The 19,599-nt window shown below is 49.0% G+C and carries 12 protein-coding genes; all 12 read right to left on the bottom strand.

What is annotated here, in order from left to right; genetic code table 11:
- Nucleotides 1–5: 5 nt before the first annotated feature.
- Entirely contained in the window at nucleotides 6–1,619 is a 1,614-nt protein-coding gene (locus R70331_RS11390; protein ID WP_081947584.1) for an extracellular solute-binding protein, read from the bottom strand.
- A 63-nt stretch (nucleotides 1,620–1,682) separates the two neighbouring features.
- The gene (locus tag R70331_RS11385) at nucleotides 1,683–2,588 is read right to left on the bottom strand and encodes a carbohydrate ABC transporter permease (protein WP_231576452.1); all 906 of its coding nucleotides are present in this window, start codon (nucleotides 2,586–2,588) and stop codon (nucleotides 1,683–1,685) included.
- Between the two features lie 21 nt (nucleotides 2,589–2,609).
- Nucleotides 2,610–3,530 carry an ABC transporter permease gene (locus R70331_RS11380; RefSeq protein ID WP_042182524.1) on the bottom strand — a complete coding sequence of 307 codons (921 nt, stop codon included), beginning with the start codon at nucleotides 3,528–3,530 and terminating at the stop codon, nucleotides 2,610–2,612.
- A gap of 245 nt (nucleotides 3,531–3,775) precedes the next feature.
- On the bottom strand, nucleotides 3,776–5,293 hold the full coding sequence (locus R70331_RS11375; protein ID WP_156131109.1) for a family 43 glycosylhydrolase: 1,518 nt from the start codon (nucleotides 5,291–5,293) through the stop codon (nucleotides 3,776–3,778).
- 104 nt (nucleotides 5,294–5,397) lie between these two features.
- A complete protein-coding gene (locus R70331_RS11370; RefSeq protein WP_231576451.1) occupies nucleotides 5,398–6,978 on the bottom strand; it encodes an ABC transporter substrate-binding protein in 1,581 nt (526 codons plus the stop codon).
- Between the two features lie 48 nt (nucleotides 6,979–7,026).
- Nucleotides 7,027–8,826: a cache domain-containing sensor histidine kinase gene (locus R70331_RS11365; protein ID WP_042175468.1), complete on the bottom strand. Its 1,800-nt coding sequence runs from the start codon at nucleotides 8,824–8,826 to the stop codon at nucleotides 7,027–7,029.
- The gene (locus R70331_RS11360) at nucleotides 8,823–10,427 is read right to left on the bottom strand and encodes a response regulator (protein ID WP_231576450.1); all 1,605 of its coding nucleotides are present in this window, start codon (nucleotides 10,425–10,427) and stop codon (nucleotides 8,823–8,825) included. The genes R70331_RS11365 and R70331_RS11360 overlap by 4 nt, the downstream gene beginning before the upstream one ends.
- Before the next feature lie 237 nt (nucleotides 10,428–10,664).
- Nucleotides 10,665–14,183 (bottom strand): glycosyl hydrolase 53 family protein, encoded by a 3,519-nt coding sequence (locus R70331_RS31060; protein WP_081947583.1) that lies wholly within the window; start codon nucleotides 14,181–14,183, stop codon nucleotides 10,665–10,667.
- A gap of 140 nt (nucleotides 14,184–14,323) precedes the next feature.
- A complete protein-coding gene (locus R70331_RS11350) occupies nucleotides 14,324–15,907 on the bottom strand; it encodes a DUF3502 domain-containing protein (protein ID WP_052419022.1) in 1,584 nt (527 codons plus the stop codon).
- 65 nt (nucleotides 15,908–15,972) lie between these two features.
- The gene (locus R70331_RS11345) at nucleotides 15,973–16,899 is read right to left on the bottom strand and encodes a carbohydrate ABC transporter permease (RefSeq protein ID WP_042175465.1); all 927 of its coding nucleotides are present in this window, start codon (nucleotides 16,897–16,899) and stop codon (nucleotides 15,973–15,975) included.
- A gap of 17 nt (nucleotides 16,900–16,916) precedes the next feature.
- Entirely contained in the window at nucleotides 16,917–17,843 is a 927-nt protein-coding gene (locus R70331_RS11340) for an ABC transporter permease (RefSeq protein ID WP_042175463.1), read from the bottom strand.
- Between the two features lie 184 nt (nucleotides 17,844–18,027).
- Nucleotides 18,028–19,590 carry a response regulator gene (locus tag R70331_RS11335; RefSeq protein WP_042175462.1) on the bottom strand — a complete coding sequence of 521 codons (1,563 nt, stop codon included), beginning with the start codon at nucleotides 19,588–19,590 and terminating at the stop codon, nucleotides 18,028–18,030.
- Between the last annotated feature and the right edge of the window lie 9 nt (nucleotides 19,591–19,599).

Raw genomic sequence — 19,599 nt, 5'->3', positions numbered from 1 at the left:
CTTCCTTACTTCCCTAAAAAGGCTTTAGTCTGAGCTTCCACTTCCACTTTTACCTTTTCAATGCCCGCCGCCTTCAGCTTGTCATTCAGTGTGGCAAATGCAGCATCAACATCCTTAACAGATCCGATTGTAATCGGCAGATAGTACTGGGAGGAGACATTTTTCAGGTTGGCAATTTCCGACTTTACCTTCTCCGAATTGAAGGAGAAGCCAAGATAGGTCGGCGGTGCAAGCAGGTCTTTAATTTTATTGTTTAGCTCGATGTAGGAATCCGTCCACGAGACGCTTGGTTTAAAATAATCCTTGTTGACGAACCAGAATCCGGCCGCATCCGCAGGGTAGGTATTCGTTTCCGGTGTAATGCCTTCCGGCAGGGTAAGCTTGCCGTCTGCGGTTACGGCGTAGTTCTTGCCGTCAATTCCATAGTAAGCCAGGTAGACATAGGCTTCATCCTGCATAATCAGATCCAGTGCCTGCAGGGCACGCTCCGGATTGGCCGAATTGGCGGCGATGGCGACGCCATTGTTCAGCCAGCTGCTGGTAGGAGCATGGCCTGACGGGGACAGCACCGGCATCACGTAGGTTTCAATGCCTTTATCCGCGCTGGCGGCAAGGGTAGCCTGGATGTCGATGGAATTGCCGAAAGCAACGCCTGCCTTGCCTTCAATGAAATTATCCTTGGAGCGGACCTTATTGGAGTAAGGGTTCTTGTTCACATAGCCGGCGTCGTACCATTGCTTCATCGTATCCGCCGCATATTTGAAGGCGCTTTGTACAGGCTCGTCTGTAATGCTGAGAATATTGCCTTCCGGGTCCTCATTGTCGGTGAACAGGCCGACTGAAGAAGGGTCACCGGAATCAAGCGGCGCACCCGGGTAAGCAAATTTCTCGCTGGCCAGCGCCCCGAATGGGGTCGGCAGGTCATATTGCGAATCCAGGTTAAGCGGAATCATATCGGGATAATTCTGTTTTACCGCTTCAAAGTACGGAGTAAGCTCGGAGATGCGGGTCGGATTCGTAAGTCCGGCTTTGTCCATAATATCCTTGCGCAGCACAATCACATTCACCTTGCGGTCTGGCGTTGTGGTAGGGATCATATACTGCTTACCGTTGACCTCCGCCGCTTTATAGGCAGCCGGGTCCTGATTGGCATAGTACTTCGGCATATTGGTCTTGATCATGTCTTCGTTCAGTTCAAGAAACGAGCCCTTGTTGGACTCCGAGACATAGAAGTTCCAGTCTGCTGTGAATACAAAGTCTACATCCTGGCCGGAAGCAAGGATCAGCGGATATTTGGAGGCCACATCTCCCCAGCCGATATAGTTGATCTCCAGCGTAGCATTAATGTCCTGTTTCAGCTTCTCGTTGAGCGCCTCCATCACCTCAGGCATGCCCTTTGGCGCTTCACCGAGCAAGAAGCCGGACAGCTTCACTTCCTTGCTGTTATCCGGCTTGCCGCTTTCTGCCGCCGGTGCCTGGGTTGCCGCTCCCGCCGGAGCATTTGTAGCCGCATTCTGCGTACTGTTATTGTTGTTCCCGCCGCAACCCGCAAGAACGGAAGTCAACAGCATGGCTGCACTCCATACCAATAGCCCTTTTCTTTTAACCCTTTTCATCATTCTGGCCTCCCTTGTATCTGATAAATGAATCTATATACATTCCGCAGTCTGGCGGAACCTATATCAGCCCTTGACGGCACCAATGGTGATACCGCTTACGAAATACTTCTGCACAAACGGAAAGATAAGCACAATCGGACCGGTCGCGATCACAGTCATCGCCAACTTGAAGGTCTCCTTCGGCATATCCAGATTGGATACATGCTGGGACATCGCAGCCGACAGATTGATGGAAGACAGCATCTTGTACAGCAGATACTGCAGCGGAATCAAGTGGTCTTTGTTCGTGAACATCATCGCGGTCCACCAGTCATTCCAGTAAGCCAGTGCTGTAAAAACTCCGATCGAAGCAAGCGCAGGCTTGGTCAGCGGCAGCACGATCTTCAGGAAAATCCGGAAGTCTCCGGCTCCGTCAATTTTGGCTGACTCCAGCAGCGGCTCCGGTACAGACCCGCGGATAAAGCTGCGAAGAATCAGGATGTACATCACATTGAACATCGGCGCCAGAATCAGCACAGCATAGGTATTGGTCAAATCAAGATTGCGGCTGATCCAGATGTAGTATGGAGCCAGCCCCCCATTGAACAGGGTTGTAAAGAACAGGAAGAAGGATAAGGCGTTGCGGTGCTTCAGATCCTTGCGGGACAGGACATAAGCCGCCATCATGGAGATGAACAATGAGAGCACCGTGCCAACTACCGTAACGATGATTGAGACCTTATAACCGTTCAGCAGGTCCGCGGGATAGCGGAAAATATAGCTGAATGCTTCAAGCGAGAAGTCACGGGGCCAGAACCAGTAGCCCTCCTGCAAAATTGCGCTTTCGGATGAAAAAGCTCCCGAGACCAGCACGATGAACGGCAGGACACAGATTAAGGCAATGAGCCCTACGATGGTGTAGGCAATGGCTGTGAATAAGGGTGCTGAGTTCAGCTTCGGGTTAACAGAGTTGCTGTCTATGGTAATCACCTGCTTTTTAAGATAATAGGGTTAGAACAAGGCCTGGTCTTTATCGTATCTGCGTACCATCCAGTTGGCACCAAGGATAATGATCAGCGTCAGCACGGATTGGTAGAACCCGACCGAGGAAGCCATTCCGAAATCAGCTGTACCCATCAGCGAGCGGAAGGCCAGCGTGTCAATAATATCTGTAGCGTCCATCAGCAGCCCGTTGTTACCGATTAACTGATAGAACATATCGAACTCACCGCGCATGATCCGGCCCAGTCCGAGCAGCAGAAGAATAATCATGGTCGGCTTCAGCAGCGGCAGGGTGATCCTCGTTATTTTCTGGAATTTTGTCGCACCGTCAATTGTGGCTGCTTCATAGATTTCCTGGTCGATTCCGACAATGGCCGCCAGATACAGCACACTGCCATAGCCGACCCATTTCCATACATACAGGAACGGAAGAATGAGATACCAGTACCAGGTCGTCGAATAAATATCAATCGCATCCAGCTGAAAGGAGGCAAAGATCCGGTTAACGATGCCGTATTCATAATTCAGGAAATTGTAGACGAAGGCAGACACGGTTACCCACGATATAAAATACGGCAGAAACATTAAGGTCTGGGACAGCTTCTTGAACCATTTCTGCCTGATTTCCGAGATGACGACTGCTGCAAGGATTGAGAAAACCGTGTAGCAGGTTAAAAAAGCCAAATTATAAATAATCGTGTTCCGTGTTACAAGCCAGGCCTTGCCGGACTGAAAAAAATAGCTGAAGTTATCCAGGCCCACCCACGGACTGCCAAAGATTCCGCCCTTCACGGTATAGGACTGAAACGCCATTACAATGCCGGCCATCGGGATATAGGCAAAGATAATAAAATATACTGCGATGGGAGCAAACATCAGATACAGCACCCAATGGGAGCGGATATCCTTGAACCAGCCCCCTTTTGGCATGCTTCCCGGCTTTTGTCCCGCCAGTGTTCCCGCTCCTGTTCTTGGCCGGGTTTTCATGTTCACATTGATCACCTTCCGTCTAGTTTCTGTTAGCCTCTCTCCTCTTTTATTGTAAAAGAGCAGCCCCTCCGCCAGTAACGGGCCAAAGCTACGATAACCTTCGAAATCTTAAGGTGATGAAGCATTCCGCACGCAAAAAAGCAGCCGGCGGTATCACGCTCCGCCGGCTGCTTCACTTCGAATATTCAATTTTTCGTTAATGACCAGTCATCCACACGCAGCCAGTTGCCAGCATTCGCAACACTGTATATGCCGATTTGTGCGCTGCCGCTCGTTACTGCAATGTTGGGAATTGTAATCTCGGTCCAGTTGTTCATCACACTGTTAACCGCCGCATTTTTCTCGGACCCGCCATAATTTTTGACGAAAATCTGGGCCACCTGCTGGCCTCCGCCGCTCTTGACCCAGGCCTTCAAGGTATAAGTTCCGTTAGGCAGGCCGGATACATTCTGGTACATGCTGGCACTGTAAGCAGTATCACTATACTGTGTCATTGAATAACGTCCGGTACGTCCGGGCGAGATATTGGAGTTGGGATCAGCCGTGGTATTTTTCCAGTTGGACCAGCCTGTTAAAGTATTAAGCGTAATCCGGTCAGCTTCGTAGCTAGGATTCATAATATAGTTGTTCCCTGCGGCAACACTCCAGGTACCGGCCGCTGCGTCCAGATTGAATTTACTCAGAGAGTTTAGCACTGGCTCCGTACCGTTAAAGGACAACGGCATCCACTGGTTATAGCCAAGCCCGTTGCCGGCAAAGTCACTCCAGCGGTCACCGGCGAACAGAATGGTCGTACCGGCGCTTCCTTGTACATGGATGAAAAAGCCGGTCTGCGACACGTGGGAATAATCCTTTTCTGAATTGGTCATGATAGACTCCGCCGAATACGGTCCGGTTATACTGGTAGACGAAATGACATACGCGTGAGAGGCATTCCAGCCGTGCAGGTCCGAGGATGCGATGTAATATCTGCCGTTGTATTTGAACATTGCATTGCCTTCTCGTCCCCCTGACGTGCTCTGAAACACCTGGGTTGCCGGTTCAATATTCAGATAGTCGGAAGCCCGCAGCTCTGACACATAGGTACGCGACCGCCCGTTGGCATTACTGAAGACCAGGTACGCTTTTCCGTTATCATCAACAAAGGTGGACTGGTCTCCGGGAAGATTGTTAACCACATTGGTGATAGAGGTCTGGACATGATGGAAGGCAAACGTTCCGGTCGGGGTGCTGCTGGTGGCAAAGGCTACACCGCTACCCTCAGGCCCGGCATACTGGGTAATTAATACATACTTTTGAGTGTTGGTATTATAAACGACACCCAGCCTGCCCAGCCAGTCCGGGTCCCAGGTTGTCCCTTCGGCACCAGCTGTAATAACATTGCCGCGGAACGTCCAGTTTACCAAGTCGGTTGAGGAATAGCAGGTAACAGCGGCAAAGCCCGTATCACTATTTTTGCCGCTTGGATTGTTGTAGTAAGTAACTGCCCCGTTGTATTTCACGCCATACCAGTAATACGTATTGCCTACCTTCAGTATGTTGCCTCCCTGTGAATAAATCGGATTGCCCGCCGTATCCTTCCAGAATACGTCGTTGGTAATCGTTCCAGCTGCAGCCTTGGCCGGAAGCGGCCCGAAGGCAAATGCGGTAACCAGAACAACCAATGCCCATTGAAACATGATGAACAGCCTGCCCTTTTTCATGTACATACATCCTTCCTCAAAATGGATTATGCTGATTCGCAACCATTATATAAGGCATCGTTCTCCCGGATGTAGTAAGTAAAGCTATGATTTTCTTTTAAAACCTAATGTTCCCCCCGCAAAAAGGCCGCCGCCTGCTGCTCTACCTCAGCCTTCACCTTGTCGATGCCTGCCGCCTTCAGCAGTCCGGAGAGTCTGGTAAAGGCGGCATCCACATCCTCCACCGCTCCAATATAGATCGGCTGGGCGTACTCGATCGAGATGCTTTTCAGATTGGCAATTTCGGTTTTAACGTTTCCTGAATTAAACAGGAAGCCCAGATAAGTCACCGGCTTCAGATAGCTGTCGATTCTACCCCTCATCTCCGTGTAGCTATCTGTCCATTCAGCCATCGGCGGGAGGAATTCCTTATTCACGAACCAGAAGCCGGATGCATCGGGCGGATAGGTATTACTCTCGGCGCTTACCCCTTCCGGCAGACCGATCCTGCCGTCGCTCAGCATGATATAATTCCGTCCTTCTATTCCATAGTAAGCCAAATAAGCATAGGAGGGCTCCTGCATAATCAGATCAAGAGCCAGCAGCGCACGCTCGGGATGCCTGGAGTTCGCACTTATGGAGACCCCGTTATTAAGCCACGAGGATTGGCTGGTTGTACCGGAGGGATACAGCATCGGGTACGGATACACCTCAATTCCTTTCTCCTTACAAAGCGTAAATACTTGTGCAAGGTCATTCGAGTTGCCGAAGGCTATACCTGATTTACCGTAACAAAAATTCTGTTTGGACCGCACCTGATTGGCAAAAGGATTTCGGTTCACGTACCCTTTGTCGTACCAGTCCTTCATAATATGCGCTGCCTTTTTTTGGATACTGAGCATCGGCTCCTCGACCATAGACCACAGTTCGGATGAAGGACGGTCCATGTCACCCACTATGCCTTGCGCGGACGGATCTCCCGAATCAAAAGGAGCACCCGGCCAGCCTATCTGCTCCGCCAGCAGATAGCCGTAGGGTGTCGACAGGTCAAATTGCGAATCCAGGTTAAGCGGGATCATGTCCGGATAGCTTTTTTTAATTTCTGCCAGATAAGGTTCAATCTCCGAAAAGGCTGTGATTGTACTGAGCCCGGCTTTTGCCATTACATCCTTGCGGAATAATGCCAGATTGATCTTTCGTTCCTGTACAGCCGTAGGAATAATAAAGGACTGCCCGTTCACAAGAGTCGCCTGCCACGCCTCATCCGGCATTAGCGCCATATGACGCGGCATATAGGTGCGGAGAAGCTCCTTACTAAGCGGCATAAAAGCTCCTCTTGCCGCTTCAGTAGTGTAAAAGGACCAGTCGGCAGCAAATATGAAGTCGATATTCTCTCCGGATTCAAGCAGCAAAGAATATTTGGAGGCAAGCTCGTCCCAGGCGATGTAATTCAGCTCCAGTGTGGCATTGATATCCTGCTTCAATTTGTCATTAAGTGCACGCAGGACCTCCGGTAATCCTTCCGGTGCTTCACCGATCAGGTATCCGGTCAGCTTTACCTCATTCTTGTCCGTATTGCCTGAAGCTGAATCCAGGATGTTTTCCCCTGCCTGCATATTAACCTGCCTGGATACAACAGACTGCCAGAGCAGTACAACGGCTGCCAGTATCAGCACCGACATACTGCCGAATATGACCCTCCTCAATGATGTCCCCCCCCATGCTGTAACACACTGTAATCTTGGTATTGTATTTCATGCAGAAGAGGTTCCTGTTCTGCGGTCTGGAACACGCATCGACACACGGGTCCCAATTCCCGGAGTACTCGCAAATGTAATTCCGTATGATATTCCGTAAGACAGTTTCAGCCGTTCTTCAATATTGCGCACCCCGTAGCCTCCGCCCTTACTCACACCGCCGCTTTTCTCCAGGAAAATTGTGGCCAGGGCTGACGCGTCCATACCTATTCCATCATCTATTAATTCAATAATAACATCACCTTTGTCGGCTGCTGCAGTAACTCTGATCTTACCCGCTTCATCCTCCTTTTCCATAATTCCGTGAAGAATGGCATTCTCCACCAGCGGCTGGAGGACGATTTTGGGCAGCTCGCAGTCAAACAGATCACGCGGTACTTCAAGCTCCAGCACAATTCCGTTACCAAAACGCATATTCTGAATCCGTACATAAGCCTCAATATGCTGCAGCTCACTTTCCAGTGTCACATACTCCTTACCGTTACTTAGACTGAGCTTATAAAATACGGCAAGCTCATCTACGACACGCTTGATCTCCCGGGAACCTGATTCTATGGCCATTACATTGATCAAATCAAGCGTATTGTACAGGAAATGTGGATTGATCTGCGCCTGCAGCGCGTTTAATTCTTTGTTCTTTACTTCCCTGCCGAGTGAATACGTCTCTTCAATCAAGCCGGTCATATTGTTAACCATCATATTGAAATTACGGGTAAGCTCACCGATTTCATCTTCACTCGCCGGAAGCGGAGCCAGCTGAAACTTGCCGTTTTTAACCTTACGGACATGCAGGATCAGCTGCCTGATCCGCCGGGTTGCTGAAGCTGATACAAAAAAAGAGAGCGGAAGCATCAGCGGAATGACCAGCAGAAAGATCGAGATGATCCGGTTGCGCGCTTTGATGCTGGATTCCAGAATATCCTTGTAAGGCACAAACAGCGCGACTGTCATCGATGTATTGGGTATATGCTGTAACCCCAGGATATGGCGTTGCCCGTTAAAAGAATAATTTTCGTCATAATAGCCCGTTTCCTCTCCGGCTGAGAGCAGCTCACCGATCTCCAGAACCGGATAATCCAGACTGCGGCCTGAATCAGCCCGGCTGATTATTTGTCCCTGTTCATTGAACAAAAGCGCTGAGGTCCCCGGGGTTAAAATGGCATGATCCAAAACAGACTGCATCGCATCCCCCTGGACTCTCGCACGGACAATGCCGTCAAATTCTCTTATATTGTTGGCATTAGGGATTTTGCGCAGTATGGACAGCTCGGCACTGCCTGAATCTGCATCTATTTCAGTTGATGGAACCCACGTAAAAGCGGCATTCGCAGCTGCGAAACGAAGAAGCCATGGCGTCCGCATGTAGTTTCTCATATTCAGAAAATCTGAATTTTCTGTGGCGCCGGCTAGTCCGTCTTTCATATAGACCTGAATGGAGATAATGTCTTCATTATACCGGAACTGATTGACGAGCCGGGATAGCCGCAGCGCCTCCATATGCCAATGGTTAACATCTTCAAACTGCCGGGAATCAGCCGAGACACTGGTCTGCAGCAGCGGGTTGAAGGCAATAAAATTAAGCACCTCATTGATAGCCTGTGACTTGTATTCGAGATAGGATTTGGTTTCGTCGAGCATTTTACGCGAGGAATGAACTGCCGCTTCCTTGTTCTCCTGCTGGGTGAGATTTAAATGAATGAACAGGAGCAGCAGGAACGGGATTGCAATAACGAGCAGATAGGTTGTAAAAAGCTTGTAGCGGATGCTGAGATTGGTGAACCGGAGTCTCTTCTTCATTTCATAGCACGCTCCCTGTATTCACTCGGTGTACAGCCTTCACAGCGCTTGAAAAAGGTAGTGAAATAATTGGCGTCTGTAAATCCGAGGTCCAGCGCAATCTCAAGCAGCTTCACATTAGGCTCACGCAGCCGTTCTCTTGCTTTGTTCATTTTAGTTTCGGTGATGAATTCCTTGACCGTCTGACCTCGCTGCTTCTTAAAGAAAGCGCATAAGTAGGTCTCGCTTAATTGAACATGGTCGGCAATTGACCTGATTGTAAACCCTTTTTCGTGAAGATGGGAGTGGATAAACCGGATAATCTCACGCATCTTCCCCGCACCTGCAGCCTGCTCACCGTCCGGCTGCTCCTGAAGCAGCTCCAAAAAAGTCAGTACATATCGCTCCAGTCCCGTAAGACTAGATACGCGGTCAAGCTCCTTCCACATATATCTCCGCTCTGCGTCCTCCGCCGGCTCGGCAACCCCTAACTGGGCAGCACATTCCAGAATGGTAAGCAGAAATTGAAAGTATGAATCCTTTAAACGCAGAATATCCAGATCCATCCGGGAGCCGGCATATTGTGTCCACCGGCGCAAAGTGACCTTTGCAGCTTCGATCTCTCCTTTTTGCACCTGCCCGCGCATCAGGCGGACTTCTTCCCGGTTCGTATCAAGCGGCTCATGCCTGCCCAGTGCATCCGCAAAGACAAGCTTGGTCTGATTATAGTAGTATTGCAGCATACAGGCATCTGCAGCCAGCTTGTACGCAGCTGGAATATCCAATAGGGAAGCTGCCGGCTCGCCGACGCCAATCTTCAGTTCTATTGCCGGTCCGGCAAGCCGCAGCAGCACATCCCCCAGATTCTCCGCAGTGTCCCTTCCTTCCCGGTAGGAGCTGCGGTATTCCCCGGGGACAATAAGCACCAGACGGTTACCGGAATCAAAGCCTGCTATGGCACGCCAAGCCAGCATCTGCGGCTCCCGGTTAATGGCATCCAGCAGCGAATCCTGTACCGGAAGCGGGTCCTCCGGAAGGTCTGCAGGATTCCAGTACAGCTCTGCGGCCAGCACCGTATAAGGTCCTTGAAGCGGTAGCAGGAAGGTTTCACTGCTGCCCAGCGCCGGTCTGACATGGGGAGAGTCCGGGCTTGTAATCAGCTTACGGACCATCTCCTGTCTGAGAAAGGGCAGGCTTCTGTCGACTTCAGCCTGCAGCTGAAGCTCCTCCGTATGTTTCCTCTGCTCCTCTGCACACAGCTTGACGGCTGCTTCAACCGCCGCCTGTACCTCTTCAAGAATAATCGGCTTTTCCAGATATGTTAACGCTTTCAAAAATATGGCTGATTTTAAGTATTCCTTATCCGAGAATCCGCTCAGAAAAATGATCTTACAGCGCGGATTCTTCTCCCTGTATCTCTTGCTGAATTCAATGCCGTTAAGCTTAGGCATCCGCACATCACAAAGAATAATATCCGGCGTCCAAGTTGACGTCAGCTCAAGCGCGGCAAGGCCGTTACGTGCTGTCCGGGCCTCGCCGATCCCAAGCTCTTCCCAGGGGATGTAATTCCGCAGCAGCTCCCGGGTTCTATTTTCATCCTCTACAATTAACAGCCTGATCATATAGACCTCCCTGAGCACACAAAACTATGAGCTAGGCTAGTATTATATTACATTTGGGCTGCTGTGGATACTTTGAAAAGATATGATTTTCTTTGATTATTGTTTACTGAACAGAATCTATGATTATACTCTTGAAGCCCTGAAAAATTACACATAAAAGAACCATCCGGCGCATTAGGCCCGGATGGCTGGATAATTCAGCTTACATTTGATATACGGCTTAAACCATGCTGCCGCTTATTTAATCGCATTGTATACGATTTGTGCCGCCTGCGCCCGGGTAGCATAGCCGGCAGGAGCCAGTTGGGCTCCATCGCCGTTCAGCAATCCGGCTTCCACCAATGCTTTCATGGCAGCTTGTGCATAACCGGATACAGCGGCTGTATCTGCAAAGCTTTCATAGCTCTGGCCGGTCTCCCCGGCGGGCAGCTCATTAAGCTGCTTCAGAATGTTGTAGAAAATAACGGACATGTCCTGCCGGGTTATAGCTGCTTCCGGTTCAAACCGGTTATCCCCGGTACCGGATACCAATCCCAGCTGCCGCGCAGTACTTACATAGCCGGAATAGTATTTATTTGCCGCATCCGCAAAAGGAACTGTCCCAGTCATGTTTGCTTCGATCCCGTAAGCTTTCATAATCATCATGAGGAAATCAGCACGTGTTACGTCACTCTCAGGGGCAAACGCATGTCCGCCTATCCCATTTGCAATGCCTCTCGCAGCCATATAACCGACTGCATCACTGTACCATTGCCCGGAGCTGACATCGCTGAAGGTCACTGCATTGTATCCCGCAGCATATTGCGATAAATGGCTTGTCTGAAGCTTCACCATTCCTGCCGAAGCCTCATAACCGCCTCTGACAGGGGTCAGGCTTCCTGCCTGATCAATATAGTAGGCAACAATTGCGTTAGTCTGTTCACCCGCTCGCGGAGCATATGGCAGACTGATTGTCACCTTGCCCCCGTTAAATTGTGTGATATCAGTATTGGCTGACTTTACAGTGAAGCCGTATACGGAATTGTCCCCGATTACGCTCCGTACATTTTGCGGGAAGCCTGATGCAGCGAGCCTGTTAACGCTGATCTCGGTATCTGCTGCTGCACTGCTCATAGCCAGAATTGATTGATGGTCAAAGGTAATTGCAGCTCCGCCGGTATTCAGCCTGAATGCTGTTTCCGTATGATCCGCCAGCAGCTTGAGCGCTTCCTTTGGAACAGCTAATTGAACGATCTGTCCGTTCGCTGCGCCATCAAGCTTGATTTCAATTACCGTTTTTTGACCGGCTGCCTGAGACGCTTTAACTTTTTGCAGCAGACTGTTTATTACATTAGTATCCAGCTTGGCTGTTAGTCCTTCTTTGTCAGCATTCGCTGCCGCCTGGATAGTGAGACTGTATACATTAGTATTGTCTGCAACAGAAGCAACCGGCTCTGCTGCCGGAGTGCTGACTGGGGGAACCTGAGCATCCGGCGATGTGCCTGGCTGCGTTCCTGGATCTGTACCTGGGTTCGTTCCTGGCTGCGTTCCTGGATCTGTACCTGGATCTGTTCCTGGATTCGTTCCTGGCTCTGTCCCCGGCTCATCACTGACTTTAATCAGAACAAAGTCATCATAAGAGCCCCAGTTCCCGGCTTTTGCCTCCAAGGAAACCCCTATTTTCATTGTTCCATCGGTGACTTTAATGTTGTCTACAACCGCCTGGTTCCACTTGTTCCAGCCCTTATTCTTGAAGCCGGCTGTTAATGGAGTCTGACCGCCCGCCGCAGCGTACAGGTCATTATTGATTTCATCTCCGGCACCCTGCGACCAGGCTGACAGCTTGTAGGTCCCGTTCGCTAAGCCAGTGAGCTCCTGATAGGCTTCAAAGGTAAACGCAGTTTCCTTCCAGAACCCAAGCGACTTTTCACCCGTATAACCAGTGCCTTCAGTCAGCGCTGAAGTATCAGGAAGGGTCCAGCCTTCAGGTGTACCGTCTTCCTTAACCATTTCAAAGCTTGGATTAGTAATCGAAATGTACTCCGTATTATCCTTCTCTTTCAGCTCAAAATGATCAAGGTTGCCCCATTGTCCGTCGGCGAGCTTATAATGGGCTCCGACAGTCAGCGTACCATCTGTAACCTCAATATCCTTAATAGCGGGGTTGCTCCATTCCTTCCATCCGGTATTAGTGAAGCTCTGCACAACATCTCCGGCAAAAATCTCCGAAATCGCTTCACCGCCGCCGCCGGAGACCCAGGCTGATAAAGTATACGTTCCGTTTTCCAGCCCGGTGAGGGTCTGGGAAATCTTGAATTCAGCCGGTGTTGGACTGTAATAGTGTAAGGCCGAAGAACCGGTATACACATCATTTTCGATGGTTACCGCACTTTCATCTCCGGTAAGGGTCCACGAGTTCAGACCGTCCTCGAACCCGGGGTTCTGAATCAGGCTTGTGCTTGGAATAACCTTAACCTCGCTTGTAGCTGTAAATCCGCCGTCATAGGTAACCGCAGTTACTGTTGCTGTTCCGGCAGAAATCCCGGAGAGTGTTCCCTTGTAAAGATCGACTTTGACAATGTCAGGCTGAGAGCTGGTGAATTTTACGCCTTTGTAGGTTGCATTCTCTGGAGTGAAGATTGGCGTTAAAGCACCATTCCCGCCGACCTCTATCACCGTTTCAGGCTGATCAAAGGTGATGGTTTGAAGCGGATAACGGTTAATTGGAGCGGCTCCCTCAATAAAAGCATCCATAGCAATGGTCGGGCTGCCGTCTTTATTCCATGCGGATAACGGATAATCGAACATTATCCCTGTAGGCTCCCAGTAGAATATGCCGGTTCCTCTCTGGTTTGGTACATTATGCAGTTTATCCTGTACAGCGACAAGCATGTTGTGAACGCTATCAACATCCTCGGAGACATTCCCTCCAACTTCGACAATCATAACTTCCTTGCCGTAATTCTGTTCAAGCTTATTCATATTCTCGCTTAATTCATCTATGGAGGAGGTAAAGGTAGCTTCAGGATAATAAGATAACCCGATGATATCGTAATCGCTATCCTTAAGACCGGCCGCTACAAGACCGGCATAATAAGAGTCAACACCCGCCTCCGCTCCGTTTGCCCGGTGAATAATCACTTTGATATCAGGAAAAACGGCTTTGGCTGCACTTGAGCCGGCCTGAAGCAGCTGAACCAGATTGGTTATATTACTGTAGCTGCCCAGCGGATGCAGCATACCGTTATTGATCTCGTTGCCGATCTGCACCCACTCCGGGGTAACACCCGCATCTTGTAGCGCTTTCATAACACCGGTAGTATATTCGGATACATGGATTTTCAGCTGCTCCAGATCTGCGTCAGCCCATGCCGCAGGCGTGACCTGCTTCCCCGGGTCCGCCCAGCTGTCACTATAGTGGAAATCAATCATCACCCGAAATCCGAGAGCGCTTACACGAGAAGCTAAAGCTACAACCTCTTCTGTACTATTATGCCCGTTGGACGGATCATCCGAAGGATTAACCCAGGCTCTGATACGGATGGAATCAATGCCATGATCCTTTAAAATAAGCAACAGATCCTGTTCTTCCCCGTTGTCGTTAAAGAATTTATACCCAAGCGCCTCTAATTGCGGCAGCCAGCTGACGTCAGTGCCTTTGGAGAAGGACCCCGGAGCAGCTGAAGCCTCTGCTTTCCCTGGTAAGCCGGTAAATATGCTTGATAGTGCCAATGAGATGAGCAGTATGATAGCCATAATCCTTTTGCTGTTCTTCACACAACAACCTCCCGATAATTTGATAAGCAGCAGTTCAAGAGTCAGACTGACCGGCTACACGATAGCGGGGCCTGATCCTGTTTGTATGTAAGGGCTGTTCCAAAGTCAAGCTTTGGAGCAGCCCTTTAACATTAGTCTGATTATTGTCCTTGAGCAGCCAGGAAGGCATCTACCTGCGTCTGCACTTCAGCCTGAACCTTATCAATACCAGCCGATTTCAGCTGTTTGATCAGATCTGCCTGACCTTTTTCAAGATCTTCGATCAAGCCGTATTCCAATGGAATCGCATAACGCAGCATTACATTACCGATATTAGCTACTTCATTTTTTACATTTGCCGTATCGAAGACAAAGGTTTCCAGCGGGAAGTGGAAGACGTTAGCCTGCCAGTCATTGAACATATCGTCAGCTTCCTTAGGGTAAGCTGCATCCTGACGGTTCAGCGGGGAATTCCAGCCCCAGTTCGAGAAGCCTGTGTAGTTAGCTGCTGCCGGTCCTGCAGTGAACTTATCGTCACCTTCCGGATTGTAGTGGGTACCAGCGATACCGTACATAGTCAAGTCATGAATTTCTTTATCATTCTGCAGTAAATCAATCAGCATCAGGGCACGTTCCGGATTCTTCGCCGTTGCATGAATGGACATACCGTTCTGTGTTGCGATTGCAGCAATTTTCTTTTTGTCAGGTGTCAGATCTGCAATTGCCAGCTCTACATCAGGTTTATCACGGCGCATTTCAGTAAGGTTGGCGGCAACAGTACCCAGATTGTGGGCGTAGGAGGAAATCTTACCCGCCTTAACATCCTGCCATACATCGTTTTTGTTGCTGACTACGTTTTTCGACCATGCACCATTGTCAGCAAGATCTTTGTAGTATTTGAGCAATTCAGTGAACTCAGGCGTATCATAGATGTTAAAGATTTGGCCGGATGCATCGTCAAGCTTGTAAGCCAAAGGCATCAGGTTGGCATCTACCAGGTTGAAGTCGTTGTTCTGTTCCAGCAGCAGCTGGTCCAGTTCATGGAACTTCCAGCCATCAGCAGGTTTTGCTCCGAAAGCCGTTACAGCTTGTTCATCCTTAGCAACCGTTTTCAAGTAATTAGCATAAGTCTCAGGACTGTTGATTTCCGGAAGATTGTATTTCTTGCGCAGATCTTCACGGTATAACACTACTTTATCGGTAACCTCAACATTGTTGTTTGGAACCATAAAGATCTTACCGTCTACCTTAGCCTGCTCCCAGTTAACCTTTGGCATGTTTGCCCAGGTCTGCGGCATATACTTGGACAGCATGTCCTCTGTCAGCTCCAGGAAGCCGCCTTTAAGTGCCTGATCGTTATAGAAAGCCCAGTTAGCCGTGTACACGAGGTCGAAATCCTCATTGGCGGCAAATTTCAGCGGGTATTTCTGCGTCCAGTCGGACCAGTCAAGAAACTCTGTTTCTACAGTAGCATTGATTTTTTCTTTCAATTTAGTATTCAGCTCACCAAATACCTTATCATAATCACCCGGCTGGCCGCCGACCAGAATCATTTTGAGCTTAACTTCTTTGGACGTATCAGGAGCACCGGAGTCAGCAGCCGAATTAGCAGCATTTCCGCCGCCATTCGTTGCTTCTCCAGCTGTGTTAGCGGCATTATTGCCGCCTCCACATGCACTTAGTATTGTTCCGAGTGTCATCATTGTTGCCAATGTGACAGTGAGTTTCTTTTTCTTGTTCATCATGACATGTATTCCCCCTCAGGAAGTTGTGATTTGAAAAATATATTGATAACCGGGTCACCCCGGAATTATCCTTTGACAGCACCAATGGTGAGGCCTTGTACAAAATATTTCTGGATGAACGGATAAGCAAGCAGAATCGGGCCTGTAGCTACAATCGTCATAGCCATCTTCAAGCTCTCCGTTGGCAGATCCGAATTCACAACCGCACCAGAAGACATCATGGCTTTACGCATACCGTCCATATTACCCAGCATTTTATATAGATAGTACTGAAGCGGCATTAATTCGGACTTGGAAATATAGAGCAGCGCGTTATACCAGTCATTCCAGTAAGCCAGGGCAATGAAAAGGCCAATTGTAGCAAGTGCAGGCTTAGACAAAGGAATAATCAGCTGCATGAAAATGCGGAAGTCGCCGGCTCCGTCAATTTTAGCGGATTCCGTGATCGCATCAGGGATGCTGCTCATGAACGATTTCATGACGATAATATAAAATACATTCATCAGCATCGGCAGAATCAAGACCAGCAGCGTGTCCTTGAGCTGCAGGAAGTTGATGATCAGCAGGTAAGAAGGAACTAAGCCGCCGCTGAACAGGGTAGTGAAGAAGAAATAGAATGAGAAGCGGTTCCGCCATTCAAAATCTCTCCGGGACAGCACATAGGCAGTCATGGCAGTCAGGAATAATCCGATTATAGTACCAATCAAAGTGACGGAAATGGTCACGCCATATGCACGGAGCATTTCACCAGGGAATTCAAAGAGCAGCCTGTAGGCTTCAGTAGAGAAGGTTGACGGAATGATCTGGAATCCCTTCTCAATAATGGAACTCTCATCACTAAGCGAAGCGGAAATGACGAGCAGGAACGGCACGATGCAGAATATTGCAAGAATGGTTAGTGTAACATATCCAATGATGGAGAGGGTTATTTTATCGATATCAGCATGCTTGCGCACTTTTTTCATATCGCCGTTTACAGTAGTTGAACTCATTAAGCTGCCTCCTTTGTTTAGAATAGAGCACGGTCTTTATCGTATTTGCGAACGGCGTAATTGGCGAACATAATTGTCGCGAAGCCCAGCAGGGATTGATAGAAACCGGCTGCAGCGGACATCCCGATCTCATTGGATGTGGTCAGGGAGCGGAATACGAACGTATCAATAACATCCGTATTGGAGAAGAGCAGACCGTTATTCCCCACCATGTTATAGAACATACCGAAGTCCCCGCGGAAGATGTTACCTATCGCCAGAAGCACCAGAATGATTACAGTAGGAATCAGATTCGGAACGGTAATTTTCATGATACGCTGGAAGATGTTCGCACCGTCAATCTGTGCCGCTTCATACATTTCAGTATCAATGCTTGTAATGGCGGCAAGATACATGATCGTACCATAACCCAGCGCCTTCCAGGCAGAGACCACAATCAGGATAACCGGCCAGTAGGATGCAGTGTTATAAATATCAATAGGCTGCATGCCAAGCCCTTTCAGCAGTACGTTAAGTGTACCCACATCAAAGTTAAACAAATTATAGGCAATCGCTCCAACCACTACCCAGGAAATGAAATATGGCAGGAACAGTATGGTTTGTGTAATTTTGCGGAACCATTTCCCCGCAACCTCAAACAGCAGAATACCGGCAAAAATCTGCAGCACATTATTGATGATAATAAAAGCAATATTATACAGTGCTGTGTTCCGGGTTACACGCCAGGCGTCACCGGACCCGAAGAAAAATCTGAAGTTATCCAGCCCGTTCCATGGGCTGTGAAATATACCTCCGCTATAGTTGTACTGCTTGAACGCAAGTACAATCCCGGCCATTGGCACGTAGGCGAATACCAGGAAGAACAAGACTGCCGGAGTTAGCATAAGCAGCAAGGTTCTATTCTTTTTAACCTTATGCCAGAATCCATATTTGTTCTGTTTCATCTCCAATCCCCTCTCCACTACTCAATATCTCTATGTATTGATTATAAATAAGCAATCATTGCTTGTGGATTGAGCAGGCCAACAAATACTAATACTTTTCCAACGATAATTTAGAAAAAGTATACCCCGAAAAACAAAAAACGCTGCCCAGGACGATAATCGGTCCGGAACAACGTTTTATTGGCTATACTTTATGCTTCTTGCGGTACTCTCCCGGCGTCATACCGGTTGTCTGTTTAAATTGCCTGTTAAAATAAATCAGGTTTTTATAGCCCATCCGCTCGGCAATCTCATAGATCATAAGGGTAGGATCCTTGAGCAGCTCGAATACCCGGCTCATTTTCCGTTCCTTTACGTAGTCTATAAACGGAATTCCATAGTCTTCCTTGAATAAATACCCTAAATAATTCGGTGTAAAGTTAAACTGGACTGCCGCTTCCTTCAGGGTGATTTTCTGCTCAAGATTATCTTCCACATACTTAATGATCTCATCAATCAGCTTGCGCTTCTGGCGCTGGCGTTTGACATACAGCAGTTCTGACAATTCAAAGAATCTCCGTCTCATCCAGGACAGAATATCATGGATCGTCTCGAACTGGAACAGAATCTCCGGCTGATGGGATTCCCACTGCAGCAGCTCGTACAGATTCTCGTTCTGCTGCTGCAGATCCGCATGGAGCTTCGAGGTGATCCGGATAATCAGATCATAGACATCCTTTTTACCTGCGTTCATCATGAGCTTGAGTAGATGATCATCAATGGCCACCAGATCATACTGGATGATAGCCTCAAGCAGAAGGTCCAAAGTCTGGTCCATATCAGCGCCAGGCGTCCCGCTTGGTACAGGCTCCATTGTATCGCGGATCAGCCGGTTTTTGCCCAGCAGCCATTTGGCGCTAAGAGCAGCCTGTGCCTGCTTATAGGATGCATGCAGCTCTGCTTCATTCCGGGCATACCGGCCGGCGCCAACTGTTATTGTACAGATGGAGGACTCTGCCGTTCTCCGGATCAGCACCTCCATTAATTGCAGAAATGCCTCCTGGGGAAGGCTGCACAGAATAATGAATCTGTGACCGGACCCGATAATCATCGTTCCGCTCTTGTTCTCCTCAAGCACGGCTCTAATCAGCTGCTGTGTCTGACGAATCATCATGCGAGCATTGTCTTCGGAGACATCCTGCATTTTCCATTCCAGATCATCGATTTCTATAACAGCTGCCGTTGCCCCGCTTACTAACAGCGGAATCAGGGCAGCATGCAGCTGCGGCTCAGCAGGCTCCGGTGAATCTTCATCGAACCAGCGCAGGATGAGCTCCTTGTTAATAAGTGAGAGGGCTTCGTTTAAGGACCGGTTCTGCTCCCGCTCCTGTTCAATAGAATGGCACAAGTCCCCCAGCATTTCATACAAATCCTTATCCTTGACAGGCTTAAGCAAATAACCCGAGGCACTGATCTGAATGGCTTCCTTGGCATAGCTGAAATCCTCATGGCCGCTGATAAATACGATTTTCACTTTAGGATGGATTGTCTTGGCTCTTCTGGCAAATTCCGTCCCGGTCATAATCGGCATCCGGATATCCGACAGAATGATGTCAACACGCTCCTGCTCCAGCATTTCAAGGGCATCAAAGCCGTTATTTGCTGTACCTGCTACTTCAATATCAAATCCGCTGGACAAGACTCTGCGCCGCAGCCATTCCAGATCAACGGCTTCATCGTCAACCAGCAGTACACTGATACTCCTCACTTTGAATTC

The organism is Paenibacillus sp. FSL R7-0331, assembly GCF_000758645.1.
In the GTDB taxonomy this organism is placed as follows: Bacteria; Bacillota; Bacilli; order Paenibacillales; family Paenibacillaceae; genus Paenibacillus_AQ; species Paenibacillus_AQ camerounensis.
Note: the sequence above shows the minus strand (reverse complement) of the source record. Positions and strands in the feature narration are given on the sequence as shown.

Excerpts from the sequence above, each read along its gene's own strand:
- R70331_RS11390 (WP_081947584.1), bottom strand. The coding sequence starts at position 1,619 with ATGATGAAAAGGGTTAAAAGAAAAGGGCTATTGGTATGGAGTGCAGCC.
- R70331_RS11340 (WP_042175463.1), bottom strand. The coding sequence starts at position 17,843 with ATGAAACAGAACAAATATGGATTCTGGCATAAGGTTAAAAAGAATAGA.
- R70331_RS11365 (WP_042175468.1), bottom strand. The coding sequence starts at position 8,826 with ATGAAGAAGAGACTCCGGTTCACCAATCTCAGCATCCGCTACAAGCTT.
- R70331_RS11380 (WP_042182524.1), bottom strand. The coding sequence starts at position 3,530 with ATGCCAAAAGGGGGCTGGTTCAAGGATATCCGCTCCCATTGGGTGCTG.
- R70331_RS11345 (WP_042175465.1), bottom strand. The coding sequence starts at position 16,899 with ATGAGTTCAACTACTGTAAACGGCGATATGAAAAAAGTGCGCAAGCAT.
- R70331_RS11360 (WP_231576450.1), bottom strand. The coding sequence starts at position 10,427 with ATGATCAGGCTGTTAATTGTAGAGGATGAAAATAGAACCCGGGAGCTG.
- R70331_RS11375 (WP_156131109.1), bottom strand. The coding sequence starts at position 5,293 with ATGAAAAAGGGCAGGCTGTTCATCATGTTTCAATGGGCATTGGTTGTT.
- R70331_RS11350 (WP_052419022.1), bottom strand. The coding sequence starts at position 15,907 with ATGATGAACAAGAAAAAGAAACTCACTGTCACATTGGCAACAATGATG.